Origin of the sequence: Robertmurraya sp. FSL R5-0851, from assembly GCF_038002965.1 — a bacterium.
Classification (GTDB): Bacteria; Bacillota; Bacilli; order Bacillales; family Cytobacillaceae; genus Robertmurraya_A; species Robertmurraya_A beringensis.
In genome coordinates this window covers 3,192,260-3,207,849 of record NZ_JBBOOE010000001.1, presented here as the reverse complement: position 1 = coordinate 3,207,849, position 15,590 = coordinate 3,192,260, and the positions used below count along the sequence as shown (strand labels likewise).

Below are 15,590 nucleotides of genomic sequence, written 5' to 3'. Positions count from 1 at the left end.
ATACCATTGACCAAGAAACAGGAGGTACCAGGCTGCATGAACAAGTTGAAATGGTCAAAGTTTCCTTTGATTGCAATTGCAATCGTATTGCTTTGGATAAAAACATATATCGTCTATAAAACTAGCTTTGATATTAAAATTGAGAACTGGAGACAAGAGTTTATTTTATTTATAAACCCGTTAAGTTTCCTTATGTTTATCTTTGGTATTGGCTTGTTTTTAAAGGGAAAAAGCCAAAATCGATTCATAATTACAACAAGTTTTCTGATGTCGGCCGTTCTGTTTAGTAATGTTGTTTTTTATCGTTTCTTTAATGATTTCTTAACGATACCGGTCTTGTTTCAAACAAGTAATATGGCAGACTTAGGAAGCAGTGTGAATGAACTTCTAGAATGGAAGGATCTTTTGTATTTCACTGATTTCTTTCTTATCGTTGCTTTTGTGTTGCGAAGACCAATCTTAACAGAACAAAAAAATCGTAACAAAGTAGTAATAAGTGCGTATTATTTACTTACCGCTGCCATTGCATTTTTTAATTTAGGTTTGGCTGAAGCAGAAAGACCACAACTCCTTACTCGAACATTTGATAGAGAAATGCTTGTTAAAAATATTGGAACATACAATTACCACATTTACGATGCCTTTTTACAGTCTAAATCTTCCGCTCAAAGAGCATTAGCTGACGGCAGTGAATTGGTGGATATAGAAAACTATGTTCGAGCGAATTACAAGCGTCCTAGTGATGATATGTTTGGAATTGCTAAAGGGAAAAATGTCATCTTAATCTCAATGGAATCAACGCAAAGCTTTGTTATTAATCAGGAAGTCAATGGCCAAGAAATTACGCCCTTCCTAAATCAATTTATTAAGGAAAGTTATTATTTTGATAACTTCTATCACCAAACTGCACAAGGTAAAACGTCAGATTCTGAGTTTATCGTTGAAAATTCTTTATATGGCTTAAGCCGTGGGGCAGTCTTCTTTACTCATTCAGAAAATGAGTATCGGGCGACACCAGAAATTCTAAATGAAAATGGCTATTACACAGCTTCTCTCCATGCCAATAACAAGAGTTTTTGGAATCGTGATTTAATGTATGATTCATTAGGTTATACAAGATTTTATGCATTGGGCGATTATGACGTAGATGAGACAAACTCGATTGGTTGGGGGCTTAAGGATATTCCTTTCTTCGAACAATCAGTTGATCATTTATTAAATATGCCAAAACCGTTTTACTCGAAATTTATTACTCTAACCAATCACTTCCCATTTGAACTTGGCGAGGAAGATTTGTATATTCAACCTTATGATTCTACTAATAAAACAGTAAATAATTATTTCCCTACGGTCCGTTATCAAGATGAGGCATTAAAGCTTTTTATTGAAGAATTAAAGGAAAATGGATTGTACGAAGAGTCAATCATCATCTTATATGGTGATCATTATGGAATATCGGAAAATCATAATAAAACCATGGGTGAGTTTTTAGGTAAAGAAATCACACCGTTTGAAAGTACGCAGCTTCAAAGAGTACCTTTAATCATCCACATTCCTGGGCAAGAAGGAAAGGTTATTCACAATGTGTCAGGACAGGTTGATTTAAAGCCTACAATCCTTCACTTACTTGGAATTGATACGAAGCAAAATATTGATTTCGGATCGGATCTGTTTTCTAAAGACTATACAGAGTTTACTCTGCTTCGTGATGGAAGTTTTATCACGAAAGACTATGTTTACACCAAAGGCACATGTTATGACAAATCGACAGGGGAAGCTACTGATTCTGCTGATGCTTGCGAGCCATACATGGAAAAAGCGAAAAATGAGCTGGAGTACTCTGATAAAATTGTTTATGGAGATTTGCTTCGCTTTTACGAAAAATCTGGGAATATCAAAAAAGACACGAATGAGTGATCAAAGAGAAGCCTACTTTTTGTAGGCTCTTTTTGTTTTAGATTTCCCTACTCTTTCTAGGAATCTTTTTTCATCTTCTTCATATGAATCGATAAAGGAAGGAGATGATGGTCTTGAAAGTTAAGATTCGGTCTGGTGACTCATTGGAGTATTTTAGTCAATTATTTATGTTGCCCATGCATTTACTGCTAGACGCTAACAAAATGACAAATGATACAATCCTTGAAAAAGGGCAAACGATACAGATTCCAGGATTTGAGCTAGAAAATCGAATAATTGGACAGAATGATGCCTTTTGGAGACTAGCTCTTCACTATAATCTTTCCATCGATGCATTATTGTTAGTCAATCAGAAGCGTAATCCAAACAGTTTTGAGAAAGGCGAAACTGTTAATATACCAAAGCGAATGATTAAACCAATTATACATGGTCAAACATTTTATGATTCAGCTCTACTTGAAACAGATATTAGAAAACTTGTTGAAATGTATCCTTTTGTCTCAACAAGTACCATAGGGCAAAGTGTTCGTGGAAATCCGATTTATGAGCTTCGGTTCGGCAAAGGAGATTTAAAATTACACTATAATGCTTCTTTTCATGCGAATGAATGGATTACTACCCCGATACTCATGCAGTTAGTGAATACCTTTCTGTTGGCATTAACCAATCAGAGAACAATCAGAGGAATAGATATTCAGAGCCTATACAACCGTGTCGATGTATCTATCGTACCTATGGTGAATCCAGATGGAGTGGATTTGGTTTTACATGGTCCGTTAGAAAGTGAGAGGGCTCAACTAGTAACATACAACGGTGGCAGTAGTGATTTTGTAGGTTGGAAAGCAAATATTCGTGGAGTTGATCTTAATAATCAATTTCCGGCCAAATGGGAAATTGAAAAAGAGAGGAAAATACCGAAAGCACCATCAGCTAGAGATTTCCCTGGTAATGAACCTTTAACAGAACCTGAGGCAATTGCAATGGCTCAGCTGGCTAAAGAAAGGAATTTTCATCGATTATTGGCTTTTCATACACAAGGAGAAGAGTTTTATTGGGGATATGAAGGATTAGAACCTTCTGAGGCATATTCACTGGCAAACGAGTTTGAACGTGTCAGCGGATATCGTTCTGTACAATATATTGACAGCCATGCAGGCTATAAGGACTGGTTTATACAAGAGTTTAAACAAGCTGGGTTCACACTCGAACTTGGGAAAGGAATCAATCCGCTCCCGTTATCACAGTATAAAAAGATATATCATGAAATGCTTGGAATTTTCTTAGCTGCCATGTATGTTTAAGAAGATTTTACTTGTTCACCGCAATAGAGAAAGGTAAAATAAATATAATTGTCTTTAAGGAGGAAAAGATTAGTGTTTTCAGTAAAAAACAAACAGGCACTTTATCTCATTCTTTTCCTTCTTTGTAATATTCTATTATACGGATGTAGTAAGGAAAGTGTACCAAAAAGCTTGCCTCAATCATTACATAATAATGAGTTGAAAAAGAAGGAAATACCCCTATCGTTTATTGGTGGTAAGCTTATGCTGCCCATTAAAGAGATGAAGGGAAGCTTTTCTTCTGCTAGTGGTTGGTTAGATAATCAAACCATATTATATGTAACAGAAACTAGTGAGGGTTCCTCCATTTTTTCCTATGACTTAGTAGAGGGTCAGTCGACTCTTTTGTATTCGAGTGTTTATCCTATTGTATCGGTAACTATTAGTCCTAGTAGAAACAGCATACTTATTCATTCTTCACCTAATTCAAGTATGGGATTGGTAACAATTATCTCATCTAGTGGAAAAATCATCTTGTCATCAGAGATACCATCTAATGAATTGGCTATCGAATGGAACGAGTATAATGAAAATCTTTTGCTAATAACGAGTTTTACTGAAGATTGGCAATATCACACCTATACATTAGATATTAGTAAGAATACACTTGCTCAAATAACCATCCCTCAACCTTTTGCGTATTGGAGTAATGTTAACGAACTTCTATACCTCGATTGGCGTACGGATAGTCCATCGCTTTCTGCGCCGTTAAAAAAGTATAATATTAATAGTAAAGTAAGTAAGGATGTCTTGAAGGATGTTTATCAGGTAGATGTTTTTCCGAAACACACACTTACTATAACCATAGACCCTAGTGAAGAATCATCTGTAGGAAGCTACACATTTTTTGATCAAGACTTTCAAGTGAAGTCAAAATTGTTGTTGCCACAACTGTCGAATTTTTCAGGGTGGTCCGTACCTTTTTATGATTTCAACAAGGATTCTCATGAATTCTTTACATTTAAGCCACAATATAGTTCGGAGATTGACACTTACGAAGGAACGTTCGACCTTATAAAGTTTTCGGTTGAGTCTAATGAGGAGTTTGTAGTAATAGAAGATATAGTGAATGAACCCATCAGCTGCTCTCCAAACGGAACATTGTGTCTGTACGGATACAGTCTAGAGAAAATCCTCCTGCTTGGAGAGAAAAAGAAATTAGGGTTGATAGAAGAATAAAAAAGGACTGCGAATACTTTTCGCAGTCCTTTTTTATCGCAATGCTATTGTATTAGTGCGTTGCTGGATATCCATGGTGGATCACAGTCATAACTGTAAAGAAACCGAATATAGCTAAAGTTCCTACAGCAAAAAATAACCCAAGAAAATTTTTGTTTTTTAGTGAACTAAATGCTCCGTATGCTGATAGCAATGTAACTAAAGCAAATATAATGACCAATCCCACTTTGACAGCCCCCTTTATCAAATGTAAAGACAAATGCCTTTTATTTTTTGTGCATATTCAGTATCCTATGTAACGTAAGTGTTTACATTCGTATTTTATTTTAGCGGTTTTTATCCCATTTGTCGAGGTCTAAAAATGACACTTTCTTGACGTCAATTCTGTAGAGCAATGTTTCTCCTTTCCGTAAAACTAGTGTAAAATATCCTTAAGATCAAATGTTAGGGAGGAAAATCTTATGAAATGGGAACAAGTCCCCCTCGGTCCGTTACAAACCAACAGCTATATCGTAACCGAAGGAAATCATTGCCTCGTTATTGACCCGGGTGATGAAGGGAAAAAACTTATTCAATTACTAGAAAAAAGAAAAGTGGTACCACAAGCAATTCTTTTGACACATGCTCATTTTGACCATATTGGAGCAGTGGACATCATTAGAGATCATTATCAAGTACCCGTATATATACATAAGAAAGAAGAAAACTGGTTGGGAGATCCCTCTTTAAATGGGTCAAAATTCTTTATGATGCCAGTCTCTACATCCGTAAAGCCAGCAAATATGTTCTTTGAAAAGGAAGAAACAATAACTATCGGAGACTTTACTTTTTCTGTGTTTGAGACGCCTGGACACTCTCCAGGAAGTGTGTCGTTTTACTTTGAGGAAGCAGAATTTGTTATTTCAGGAGATGCGTTGTTTCAACAAAGCATCGGGAGAACAGACCTGCCTGGTGGAAATCATGGTCAGCTTCTTAAGAGTATTCATAGTAAATTACTTGCACTTCCCGAGCAAACTCTAGTGTTACCTGGACATGGATACACAACAACTATTGGAGACGAGATGGATTCCAATCCATTTTTAAATGGTTTTTAACAAAGGCTCTTTTCTTAACTTTGTAGCTTTTTAAAACATAATTTAATTGATTGTGCTAAGAAAACAGCTTTAACAAATGAAAAGACCCTTCTCAACGTGAGTAGGGTCTTTTATAGGGATACTTCCATTCCTTCTTTGGGAGGGATGGTGAATTACTATTACGATATTACAAAATAAATACTGTGTCAATAGAGGATAGTGGATATGATTGTGAAGGAAAAGATAATTGAAATGATCACTTCATCCAAAGAAAAGCAAATCTCTTATGCTGAATATATGGCATTAGCTTTATATGATAGGGAGTGTGGCTATTATATGAAAGCTGGGGAGAAGGTGGGTCGCCAAGGAGACTTTATTACAACTAGTAACATTGGAAATATTTATGGTCAGCTAATGGCAAGGTGGTACTATAAACAAGTATCGAAGGGAGTTATACCAGCTAATCTTTGTGAAATCGGAGCTGGGTCAGGAAGATTTGCTCAAAGTTTTTTGAAAGAATGGAGTGTATTAACGACCGAACCGATCACGTATTTCGTTTTAGAGGCAAGTCCTTTTCATCAGCAATTGATACAAAGAGGGGTAGAGGATGGGAAAATCATTATTATTGATAGCTTGAGTGCGCTAAAAGGCTTTCAGGGAATGGTTTTTTCAAATGAGTTATTTGATGCTCTCCCCGTACATGTTATTGAGAAGAAAAAAGGGCTCCTTCATGAAGTCATGATTAAGGTGGAGAATGAGGATTTAAAGGAATTATTAGTACCACTAACAAACACAAACGTTCAATCCTATGTGACAGAATATATGAGAGACCTACGAGAACATGAGCGAGCAGAAGTACCCATAGCAATGGTTGATTTTATTAAAGAGGCTTCAACTATTATTGACTCAGGAATATTGCTATCGGTTGATTACGGTTATACCGACTCAGAATGGGAAGAACCAGCACGATCAAAAGGGAGCTTAAGGGGATATTCGAAACATCAAATGAAAACAAACCTTCTTGAACACCCAGGAGAGATGGACATCACCTCACATGTTCAATGGGATCCTTTCATTCGTATTGGAAAAAAGTATGATCTTAACTTAGAACGATTTATAAGACAAGATGAATTCTTTTTAGAAGTTGGTATTTTGGAATTATTAAAAGATCATTATGATCCAAATCCTTTCTCGGAACAAAGTAAACGAAATCGTGCAATTCGCAGTTTAATCACTCCGGGTGGTATGAGTAGCCATTTTCAAGTAGTTTTGCAATCGAAAAATTTATCAAAGGAATTCTCGATATAATAAAAAGCGATGGATTAATTCCATCGCTTTTCTCCCTCTTTCATGGGGGTTCGTTCCTATTAATGCCCGCCAGCACCTGGTGTCATCATAAATGTTGACCAGTATGTAAAGCCAACGAAGAACACTGTTAAATAGGCACCAAAAATATAAATATACATACGTTCAGAAAGCTTTAGGTAGCTTAACAGAATGAAAAATCCCGTTTGACCAAAGAATAGCAATGACGTTTGTGGCATATGCCCTAAGTAGAACATAACGGCAAAAATACCTGTCCAAAACCCCAATACTCTAAACATACGATCCATATGATCCCTCCTTTTCACCCTACAAGTCCCTTACCTTACAATATTATAATGTAACCGCTATGAAAAAGTAAACAGGAGTTTGTTTTTAATTCGTTATTAATGCTTGATAAGCACAAGCCTCGCAACCTTTAATTATGTTTTGCTTTTCTAAAAGCTCAACGTCATTAAACAGAGATTCAAACATTCCTTTTAAAAATTCGTGATGTGTTTCACAAACAGCATCTGGATGTTCGGTCGCAATTTCTTTAAATGGACAGTTGAAAATTTGGAAATATATTCGAGTCTGGTCTTCACTCACTTCGAATTCTGGGTAAAAGCCAGCCATTGTTGCCGCGTTTTTTAATGTATTTAACTTTTTTTCAAAAGTAGGGAACTCTCCATTATGAGATCTGGTCATTTCTTGCTCAATCATTTCCTTACCAAATCTTTTCCCGGTCATACGTAACACTTTATGACCTTCTTCTCCAAGAGAGAGCATGGATTCCATAGTGATTTTAGCTAACATCTGATAGTCTCGGAACGGAAAATTCAACTGAATGAGGTCATCTGACAATCGGTATAACCTACTTGGTCTACCACCTTTGCCCGTTTTTTTTGTTTCCGAGATCAGCATGTTCACATCTTCAAGCTTAGAAAGATGTAATCTTGCTACGTTCGGATGAATATTAAAATTGTCTGCAATTTCTTGAACGGTAACTTCCTGATGTCTTTTGGTAATGTACTGATAAATGTAATAACGAGTTGGGTCCGATAATACATTTGTTATTTTCAATGTTTGTTCCATCTTAGCCACACCTCTCGGATCTCCTTAAATTTATTCCATTATAATACAGGCGGAGATAGTAAAAACTGTATTCACTATTAGTTTATAAAATGTTCACAACTTGTTGGCGAAATATTGAACAAATAACTATATAAAAGTTATACAAAAGATTAAAATATATTTAACAGAACAATGAAAACACCTTCAAAGGCGGGAAAAGGATGAATGATTTGATATTTTTCACTTATCCAAGTTGTACATCTTGTCGAAAAACGAAAAAGTGGCTGACAGCCAATGCGGTGGCATATGAGGAGAGGCATTTATTTAAAGAAACACCGACAAGTGAGGAATTAAAAGTATTACTTTCACTTACCACAGAGGGATTGGACGAATTACTTGCAACAAGAAGCCGAGTATTTAAAAGTCTTAATCAGGATATGAATGACCTTACTCTTTCACAGGTAATCAATATGCTCGTTGAAGAGCCTAGATTGTTAAAAAGGCCTATTGTTACTGATGGCAAAAAGTTAGTGGTCGGTTACAACCCAGACGCATTAAAGAGCATTTTGAACAGAAAAATGATTAAAAAAGTAGCTAGTTAAAAAAGGGAAGACCAAGGTCTTCCCCTTTTTTACTTTGTTGTCCAGCTACGAAAGCTAGCCCCTCGGGGTCATAAGCCAAATCTCTCCGGAAGGCGGGCCTTCCTGCAAGATTCGTCTTATGCCTGTCGGGGCTGAACAAGCTTTCTCCGCTTTTCTTACTGGGCTAGCTGGATTCGAACCAACGCATGACGGAGTCAAAGTCCGTTGCCTTACCGCTTGGCTATAGCCCATTTTTCGTATCAATTAGTGCTGTTACTAACTTGTTTGTACTAATTATTATGGTTGCTTTGTTGAAAAATATTCACACTTTTTCTCCCCTCATTTTCGATTGAAGTGATACGATAGGTTTATCCAAATGAAAAGGTGGTGTCTTATTGGTGACTTCGATTGAAGAATTAGCCGATCGAATGTTGAAGGATGCTGTTACAAAGCAAGCAACCGATATCCACATTATCCCACGCAAGCTTGACACTCTTGTTCAATTTAGAGTGGCACATCGCCTTGTTACTCGCTACTCTTTACCTATTGAAGAATGCGAAAGGTTAATCTCCCATTTTAAATTTAGTGCATCCATGGATATTGGGGAAAAAAGGCGACCTCAAAACGGTTCCTATTCGATAATGGTCGATCATCAGCAAATTGGTTTGCGCCTCTCTACTCTTCCAGGCAATAAGAAAGAAAGTTTAGTCATACGACTGCTCCCCGAACACCATACAATCCCTTCTTACCAAGTTTCCTTATTCCCTTATATGACCAATAAGCTTCTTGCCTTACTAAAGCATGCCCACGGATTAATCATCTTAACTGGTCCAACTGGCAGTGGAAAAACAACAACCTTATACACCTTGCTCGAAAAGAGTACGAATTTATTTGACCGAAATGTGATTGCTTTAGAAGATCCAATTGAAAAGGAAAGTGACGCTGTTTTACAGGTTCAAGTGAATGAAAAAGCTGGAATATCCTATGCGACAGGATTGAAAGCTATCCTTCGTCATGACCCAGATATAATAATGGTGGGTGAAATTCGAGACAGTGAGACAGCCAAAACGGCAGTGAGAGCAGCGTTAACAGGACATCTTGTGTTATCAACTATGCACACTCGCGATGCAAAAGGGGCGATTTATCGACTTCTTGAATTTGGTGTAGATTGGATTGAAATCGAACAAACTCTTGTTGCAGTTACGGCTCAAAGATTAGTAGAACTTAGTTGTACACTTTGTACAGCTGAATGTTCAAATGCTTGTTTTGGTTGTGAGCGTTCAAAGAAAGCGTGTGTGTTTGAACTATTAGCAGGTCAACCATTAAGTCATGTTATTCAGGAGGCAAGAGGGGAGAAAAGAGCGTATGACTATACGACCCTAAGGAAGGTCATATCAAAGGGGATTGCACTCGGTTTTATAAAAGAAACGGAGTATGATCGATGGGTGTTGGACAATGAAATCAAATAAGTGGTTATTAACGGAGCAATCCAACTTGCTAAAACATGTGGGTGAATTACTTGATAGAGGGTACTCCCTGGCCGAGGCGTTGGAATCCACTTCCTTACAGATGGGAGAAGGGAAGAAAATCCAACTGAGTAAAAGTATCAAATTACTAAGAGAGGGTTTCGCTTTTTCGTTCGTTATTCAAAAATTAGGATTCCACCAAACCTTAGTCAGCTATGTGTATTTTGCAGAGCAACATGGTGGTCAAGCTCATGCATATATGGAAGCAAGTAATTATATGATGAAGCAACAGAAAGATAAGAAAGAACTAATTAAAGTATTAACTTATCCCCTTATTCTTGTTTTTACTACTATCCTCCTTTTTGTATTTGTTGATCAATTCCTTTTACCAAAGTTTGTATCTCTCTTTCAATCCATGGGGTTGTCTTCCAACTTCTTTACAAGGGTTATTCTCCTTATTGGCTCTTCTTTCCCCTTCATTAGTGCTCTTTTAGTATTAACTCTACTTGTATGTGCTAGTTACTATCTTTTTGCCTTCAAGAATTATTCCGCCATGAAACAAAAAGAGATTTTAGTGTCCATTCCGTGGTGTGGTCCGTTTTTTCAATTATTAATTACTCACTATTTTTCTGTGCAAATGAGTTATTTGTTAGGAGGGGGGCTTTCGATTTTTGAGGCGGTTAGTCTTTTTGAAGGAAATAAGAAAAACAAGTTTGATCAAGAGCTAGGAGTTTATTTGAAGCAACATCTATTAAAAGGGACTAGTCTAGAGGAAATTATTAAAAAGCAGAAGATATTTGAGCGTGACTTATCAATTATTATCCAGCACGGCCAAAAAAATGGCCGGCTTGATCAAGAGTTTCATTTCTTTAGCAGCTATTGTATGAATAGATTTCAAGAAAAAGTGAATTACATAATGAAATTTATTCAACCGTCTATATACCTACTTGTAGGATTATTAGTGATTTCAATGTATCTATCCATCTTACTACCGATGTTCCATTTAATGGAGGGTATATGATCTTAAGGAGGAAAAAAATGAAAAAATTCATCCGAAATGAGAAGGCTTTTACACTTATAGAAATGATGATTGTTTTGCTTGTGATTTCAGTATTATTAATCATTGCAGTTCCAAACATCAGTAAGCATAATAGCAATATTAAAGAAAAAGGATGTGAGGCTTTTATAAAAATGGTAGAAGCCCAGGTTCAATCCTTTGAAATGGATAAAAATCGTTTGCCAACCGATTTGGCAGAATTACAAACAGAAGGGTATCTACAAGACAACCAATTAACCTGTCCAAATGGAGATATCGTGACGATCTCGTCTACGGGAGCTGTCTCAGCTAATAATGAATAACAATAATGGGTTTACATTAATAGAATCTATTTTTGTATTAAGTATGTTTGCTTTGGTAGTTTCATTTTCTTTTCTTTTTGTTCGTCCTCAAATGTTTTACCTCGATAAACAGCTCTTTTTTTCACAATTCAAAGATGATCTTTATTATATACAACAATATGCCATTTCAAATCATACTGTTGTCTCAGTAAATATCCTCCCACAAACTCATCGATATTACGCCAAGGATCAAAATGGGAATTATATTGTTGATCGGGTCTACTCAAACAAGGTGAACATTAGAGAGGGTTCACAGAAGTTGTATTTTCGTTATAACACATCTGGAAATATAAATACCTTTGGGACTTTGTTTATTGACATACAAGAAGAACGGTATAAATTAACGTTTAACATAGGGAAGGGAAGATTTTATGTTGTACAAAACTAATGGTTTTTTCCTTGTTGAACTATTGCTTTCTCTGTCCATTTGGTTGGTAATAACTTTATTTTTACTCCCGATGTTTATTCAGGTAAGTAAGCAGTCGCTTAACACTCAATATAGTCGAGAGGCTTCAAAGCTATTATATGATTCCTTACAGGAAGCAATGTTCACCGGATTATTCATAGACCAATTAACAGTAGAGAGAAAAGGGAAGTCATTTACTGTAACAAAGGAAGTGTCTAAAAATGAGGTGTGTGTAAAATATGAAAATGCTTTTAAAAAGGAAGTTCTCCTATGTGACAGTTTTTAATAATCACGGATTTACTTTAATTGAGATGTTGATAGCTTTCTCGATTTATTGTATGCTTGCCTCTTTTTTACCTTATATTTTTTCGATTATTTTGAACATGAACCATGTTACGAATCGAACACAACAATTAGAATTCGAGCTCTTTATTAGTCAGTTAAATACGGAACTTCAAGGTTGTGATTATGTTGAGGTAAAAAACGGAAAGCTTTATTTACAAAGTGTTGGGGAATTAGTCACGTATGAGAAATATGGGCCATACATCCGTCGATTGGTCCAATTTCAAGGTCATGAAATAGTTTTACAAAATATTAATAGTGTTGAGTTCAGACAAAATCAAAAAAGTATCTCAATTTCTGTTATTGGAAACAATAACGTCTTATATGAGGACCAACTGTTTCCTTTCCTTCAGGTGGTGGGAGGACCATGAATGAAAAGGGGTTTATGTATCCTATAAGTTTATGTATCTTTCTATTAGTCTCTCTATTTTTAACGATTGAGTTTAACCAGTACGTTTCCGAAAAAGGGATAGTGGCTTCAGTTAATCAACAAGAAAGACGACAGTACTTATTTTTGCTCACATCGAAGAAGATCTCTGAGGAAATGGAAGGAGCTGTGATTCCTGTAGATGGAATAGCATCATATTCAGACACCACTGTGACGTATACGGTAAAACAGATTACTAGCCAATATGTTGAAGTCACTTTTTTTATGACTCAGGGTACACTATCGATTAAAGCAATAGCTCAGTATGAGGTGGGAAGCGGAAAATTAGTAAAATGGTTGTTACCAGTGTAGCTCCCTATGGGTTTAGTTAAATTGTATTTGGTCATACTGTTAATGACTATAAGGGAGGCAAAAACATGAGCGCAGTAAATGATTATGTGAAATACATTACACAAACGATTACAAAATATATTGATCAACCAAAGGAAGAAAGAAAAAAGATGAGGAAGGAAAAAAAAGAAACAAGAGAAGCGTTTGCTTTTCGTTGGTTTGGTATTCTTCCATATGTCATTATGATGAACAAAGGAAAAAGAGAGAAATCATTAAAAGGGAATGACAAATGAGTCGTTCCCTTTTAAATTGCTTTTTCAGATAAGTAAAAAATACCGCCATTTATTATCGAAATCTGAACTTTTGGTTCGTATTGCTCCTGTAAGGCTCGTTTTTCATTTTCATAGCTTTCTCCTTTTTCCTCCGCTTCTTCATAAAAATGCTCCAGCAATTTCATGTCTTTTGACCAGCGTTCTCTAGCATCGTTTGCCCATGAATGATCTTCTTCAAGAATGTTTGAACGAATCATATTCTGAATTCGTGTTACCCCACTATTCGGCATAATAAGTGGTGATAAGGTAAAGGAGTAGTCAGGTATTTTGCGAGCTAATTGTAATTTTAACAGTTCATTGTGAAAGTTCTCGACTAGTTGACCATTAATTAATTGTAGACCTATCGACCGAAAGACGTCTCTTTTACGGTCACATTGATAGGAGATTTTTACGTTCATACCTAACCAAGGACGTAATGGTACTTGTTGACCCATGGTTGCTTGATGATCTTCATAAAGCCGAATATATCCAGCAAGGTTTTTAGTTGAATGAAATATTTGATGAAGTCTTGGCGAGCCAAAATGGATGACCTCGCCTTTAATATCTTCAGGTGTCTTTTTTTGATCCGTAATAAGCGTAAGTTTCATAGGGTTTGGAACTCCACCTGTTTTTTCTAAGTAATGCCAGTAAAACGGACGATTCATCAATTCCTTATCTAATTCAACTGTTAATTGTACGGTTATATATGAACCGGTATTTACGAGTATTTCACATTGGTTAGCAGTAAAATACTTCACCAAAAAATTATGAATTTCCTGTTGCTGCACGATAATCACCATCCTTTACTTCTTCAGCAAATTGAATCATGGAAGCTAGATTGTCCATTTTTATTCGCATTTCCCCTTCAGAGGTGGAGTTTCCGAATATATCTGATAGATGATCCTCAAAGCTACCAAACTCTAACCGAGTCAGAATATCATCGAGATCACCAATTACTTTTTCAAATAAATTAATTTTTTCATGTAGTAGCTTTAGAACATGTTCTTCCACAGTTCCTTTAGTTGCAAAATTATAAATCATTACGTCTTTTTCTTGACCTAGGCGATGAATTCTCCCGATACGTTGCTCTAATCTCATTGGATTCCAAGGTAGATCAAAATTAATGATATGATTACAGAACTGAAGATTAATTCCTTCTCCTCCTGCTTCGGTTGCAATAAGGACCTGTACATTGTTTTCAAAAAGCTGTCTCATCCAGTCTTTTTTGCCTCTTTTAAATCCACCACGGAAGGGTACGGAACTGATTCCATTTTGCTTTAGATACCATTGAAGATAGAGCTGAGTGGCTCGATATTCGGTAAAAATAATGACTTTATCATTTACTTGTTGAATCAATTCTAGAGCTTTGACGGCCTTCGAATTCGTATGAACGGCGTTTACCTTCTCGATTAAATATGTGATTTGATCCTGATATTCCTTCGAGGGGTTTTCTTTCTTTTCAAGCATATTCTTTAATGTGAAAAACACTGCCTCTCTACTACTGCATGCTTCTCTTTGAAGAGTCATGACTGAGAAAGCGGATGTCGTTGTCCAGTCTCCCTCTGATCGTAGTTCAGTAACAGAATCATACAAATCCTGCTCTTCCTTAGTAAGCTCAATAGGAATGGTTTCAACTTGTCTTTTCGTCCATTCAATACCTGTGTCTGCTCGACGATTTCTAATCATCACTTTATTTACAAGCTCTTTTAAATGTTCATTATCGTTAATATCGCGGGAATCCTTCTTATATTTTTCATTAAACACAGATTCATTTCCTAGATGACCAGGTTTTAAGAGAGAGACAAGGTTGAAAATCTCACCAACTCGATTTTGAATAGGGGTTGCTGTTAGAAGTAAACAGAATTTTTTCTTTAAGCTTTGTACAAATTCATAGTTTTTTGTTTTATTGTTTTTTAATTTATGTGCTTCATCAATAATAATCAGATCATAATCTTGAGAGAGAATGATTTCTCGATGTGGAGCACGTTTAGCTGTATCGATGGAAGATACAACTACATCACACTGTTCCCACACATAGCTTTTACGTTGTGCAACTGCCGGAATATAAAATTTACTTGTTAATTCATATGACCATTGGGTAACAAGGGAGGCGGGAACAAGAATGAGGACTTTTTTTACAAGACCTCTAATCATGTATTCTTTTAAAATAAGCCCTGCTTCGATCGTTTTCCCCAAACCTACTTCATCTGCAAGGATGGCTTTTCCGTTCATACTTTCAACAACTTGCTTGGCAACTTCTAGCTGATGAGGTAGCGGTGTTAAATTAGGGAGATGTTTGGGAGCTTGTAATCCCTCAAAATTATCAATAACCGTATGTTTTTCTACCTCTACCGCTAGCTTATATAACTCAAAGTTCCCCCAAGGGCCGTCATTTGTAATTTTCTCTACCAGTCCCTCCTGCCAAGAAGAATCAAACTCAATCTCTACCGTCATTAAAAACAACTCCCTTTTTTGATCGATAA

19 protein-coding genes and 1 tRNA gene are annotated in these 15,590 nt (G+C 36.2%); 14 read left to right on the top strand and 6 right to left on the bottom strand.

Features of this window, described 5'->3' with window-relative positions:
* The first annotated feature begins 36 nt into the window (after positions 1–36).
* The 3 genes from MKX65_RS16555 to MKX65_RS16545 all read left to right on the top strand — a co-directional run bounded on the left by MKX65_RS16555 (position 37) and on the right by MKX65_RS16545 (position 4,436).
* On the top strand, positions 37–1,917 hold the full coding sequence (locus MKX65_RS16555; protein WP_340904628.1) for an LTA synthase family protein: 1,881 nt from the start codon (positions 37–39) through the stop codon (positions 1,915–1,917).
* Positions 1,918–2,030: 113 nt separating this feature from the next.
* Positions 2,031–3,218: a M14 family metallopeptidase gene (locus MKX65_RS16550; RefSeq protein ID WP_340904627.1), complete on the top strand. Its 1,188-nt coding sequence runs from the start codon at positions 2,031–2,033 to the stop codon at positions 3,216–3,218.
* Positions 3,219–3,290: 72 nt separating this feature from the next.
* Positions 3,291–4,436, top strand: coding sequence for a YqgU-like beta propeller domain-containing protein (locus tag MKX65_RS16545; RefSeq protein WP_160546589.1), 1,146 nt, complete (start codon positions 3,291–3,293; stop codon positions 4,434–4,436).
* A 52-nt stretch (positions 4,437–4,488) separates the two neighbouring features.
* Here the strand turns inward: MKX65_RS16545 and MKX65_RS16540 are convergent, their stop codons facing one another.
* Complete coding sequence (locus tag MKX65_RS16540) at positions 4,489–4,662, bottom strand: DUF2759 domain-containing protein (protein ID WP_340904624.1); 174 nt, start codon at positions 4,660–4,662, stop codon at positions 4,489–4,491.
* A gap of 235 nt (positions 4,663–4,897) precedes the next feature.
* On the opposite strand from MKX65_RS16540, the gene MKX65_RS16535 reads away from it, so the two are divergent.
* Both MKX65_RS16535 and MKX65_RS16530 read left to right on the top strand, forming a co-directional pair.
* The gene (locus MKX65_RS16535; RefSeq protein ID WP_340904623.1) at positions 4,898–5,530 is read left to right on the top strand and encodes an MBL fold metallo-hydrolase; all 633 of its coding nucleotides are present in this window, start codon (positions 4,898–4,900) and stop codon (positions 5,528–5,530) included.
* Between the two features lie 204 nt (positions 5,531–5,734).
* The gene (locus tag MKX65_RS16530) at positions 5,735–6,817 is read left to right on the top strand and encodes a class I SAM-dependent methyltransferase (RefSeq protein WP_340904622.1); all 1,083 of its coding nucleotides are present in this window, start codon (positions 5,735–5,737) and stop codon (positions 6,815–6,817) included.
* 59 nt (positions 6,818–6,876) lie between these two features.
* Here the strand turns inward: MKX65_RS16530 and MKX65_RS16525 are convergent, their stop codons facing one another.
* Together MKX65_RS16525 and MKX65_RS16520 are read right to left on the bottom strand one after the other, a co-directional pair.
* The gene (locus tag MKX65_RS16525) at positions 6,877–7,122 is read right to left on the bottom strand and encodes a DUF2626 domain-containing protein (RefSeq protein ID WP_160546586.1); all 246 of its coding nucleotides are present in this window, start codon (positions 7,120–7,122) and stop codon (positions 6,877–6,879) included.
* Between the two features lie 85 nt (positions 7,123–7,207).
* The gene (locus MKX65_RS16520; protein WP_340904619.1) at positions 7,208–7,906 is read right to left on the bottom strand and encodes a helix-turn-helix transcriptional regulator; all 699 of its coding nucleotides are present in this window, start codon (positions 7,904–7,906) and stop codon (positions 7,208–7,210) included.
* Positions 7,907–8,106: 200 nt separating this feature from the next.
* Here MKX65_RS16520 and MKX65_RS16515 point away from each other — a divergent pair, with 200 nt between their 5' ends.
* Positions 8,107–8,487: a Spx/MgsR family RNA polymerase-binding regulatory protein gene (locus MKX65_RS16515; RefSeq protein WP_340904617.1), complete on the top strand. Its 381-nt coding sequence runs from the start codon at positions 8,107–8,109 to the stop codon at positions 8,485–8,487.
* 158 nt (positions 8,488–8,645) lie between these two features.
* Here the strand turns inward: MKX65_RS16515 and MKX65_RS16510 are convergent.
* A tRNA-Gln gene (locus tag MKX65_RS16510) sits at positions 8,646–8,717 on the bottom strand.
* Positions 8,718–8,864: 147 nt separating this feature from the next.
* Here MKX65_RS16510 and comGA point away from each other — a divergent pair.
* From comGA to MKX65_RS16470, 8 genes are all read left to right on the top strand, one after another.
* The gene (gene comGA, locus MKX65_RS16505) at positions 8,865–9,935 is read left to right on the top strand and encodes a competence type IV pilus ATPase ComGA (protein ID WP_340906286.1); all 1,071 of its coding nucleotides are present in this window, start codon (positions 8,865–8,867) and stop codon (positions 9,933–9,935) included.
* Positions 9,922–10,953, top strand: coding sequence for a competence type IV pilus assembly protein ComGB (gene comGB / locus MKX65_RS16500; RefSeq protein WP_160546584.1), 1,032 nt, complete (start codon positions 9,922–9,924; stop codon positions 10,951–10,953). Before comGA ends, comGB begins: the two co-directional genes overlap by 14 nt.
* Positions 10,954–10,970: 17 nt before the next feature.
* Positions 10,971–11,291, top strand: coding sequence for a competence type IV pilus major pilin ComGC (gene comGC, locus MKX65_RS16495; RefSeq protein WP_160546583.1), 321 nt, complete (start codon positions 10,971–10,973; stop codon positions 11,289–11,291).
* A complete protein-coding gene (gene comGD, locus MKX65_RS16490; RefSeq protein ID WP_160546582.1) occupies positions 11,284–11,718 on the top strand; it encodes a competence type IV pilus minor pilin ComGD in 435 nt (144 codons plus the stop codon). The genes comGC and comGD overlap by 8 nt, the downstream gene beginning before the upstream one ends.
* Positions 11,702–12,022 carry a competence type IV pilus minor pilin ComGE gene (gene comGE / locus MKX65_RS16485; RefSeq protein ID WP_160546581.1) on the top strand — a complete coding sequence of 107 codons (321 nt, stop codon included), beginning with the start codon at positions 11,702–11,704 and terminating at the stop codon, positions 12,020–12,022. The genes comGD and comGE overlap by 17 nt, the downstream gene beginning before the upstream one ends.
* Positions 12,009–12,449, top strand: coding sequence for a competence type IV pilus minor pilin ComGF (comGF, locus tag MKX65_RS16480; RefSeq protein WP_340904612.1), 441 nt, complete (start codon positions 12,009–12,011; stop codon positions 12,447–12,449). The genes comGE and comGF overlap by 14 nt, the downstream gene beginning before the upstream one ends.
* Complete coding sequence (locus MKX65_RS16475) at positions 12,446–12,817, top strand: hypothetical protein (RefSeq protein WP_340904610.1); 372 nt, start codon at positions 12,446–12,448, stop codon at positions 12,815–12,817. Before comGF ends, MKX65_RS16475 begins: the two co-directional genes overlap by 4 nt.
* A gap of 65 nt (positions 12,818–12,882) precedes the next feature.
* On the top strand, positions 12,883–13,089 hold the full coding sequence (locus MKX65_RS16470; RefSeq protein ID WP_160546578.1) for a YqzE family protein: 207 nt from the start codon (positions 12,883–12,885) through the stop codon (positions 13,087–13,089).
* A gap of 11 nt (positions 13,090–13,100) precedes the next feature.
* Here MKX65_RS16470 and MKX65_RS16465 read toward each other — a convergent pair whose 3' ends face one another.
* A complete protein-coding gene (locus tag MKX65_RS16465) occupies positions 13,101–13,895 on the bottom strand; it encodes a YqhG family protein (protein WP_340906284.1) in 795 nt (264 codons plus the stop codon).
* Entirely contained in the window at positions 13,873–15,561 is a 1,689-nt protein-coding gene (locus MKX65_RS16460; protein ID WP_160546576.1) for a DEAD/DEAH box helicase, read from the bottom strand. Before MKX65_RS16460 ends, MKX65_RS16465 begins: the two co-directional genes overlap by 23 nt.
* Positions 15,562–15,590 lie beyond the last annotated feature (29 nt).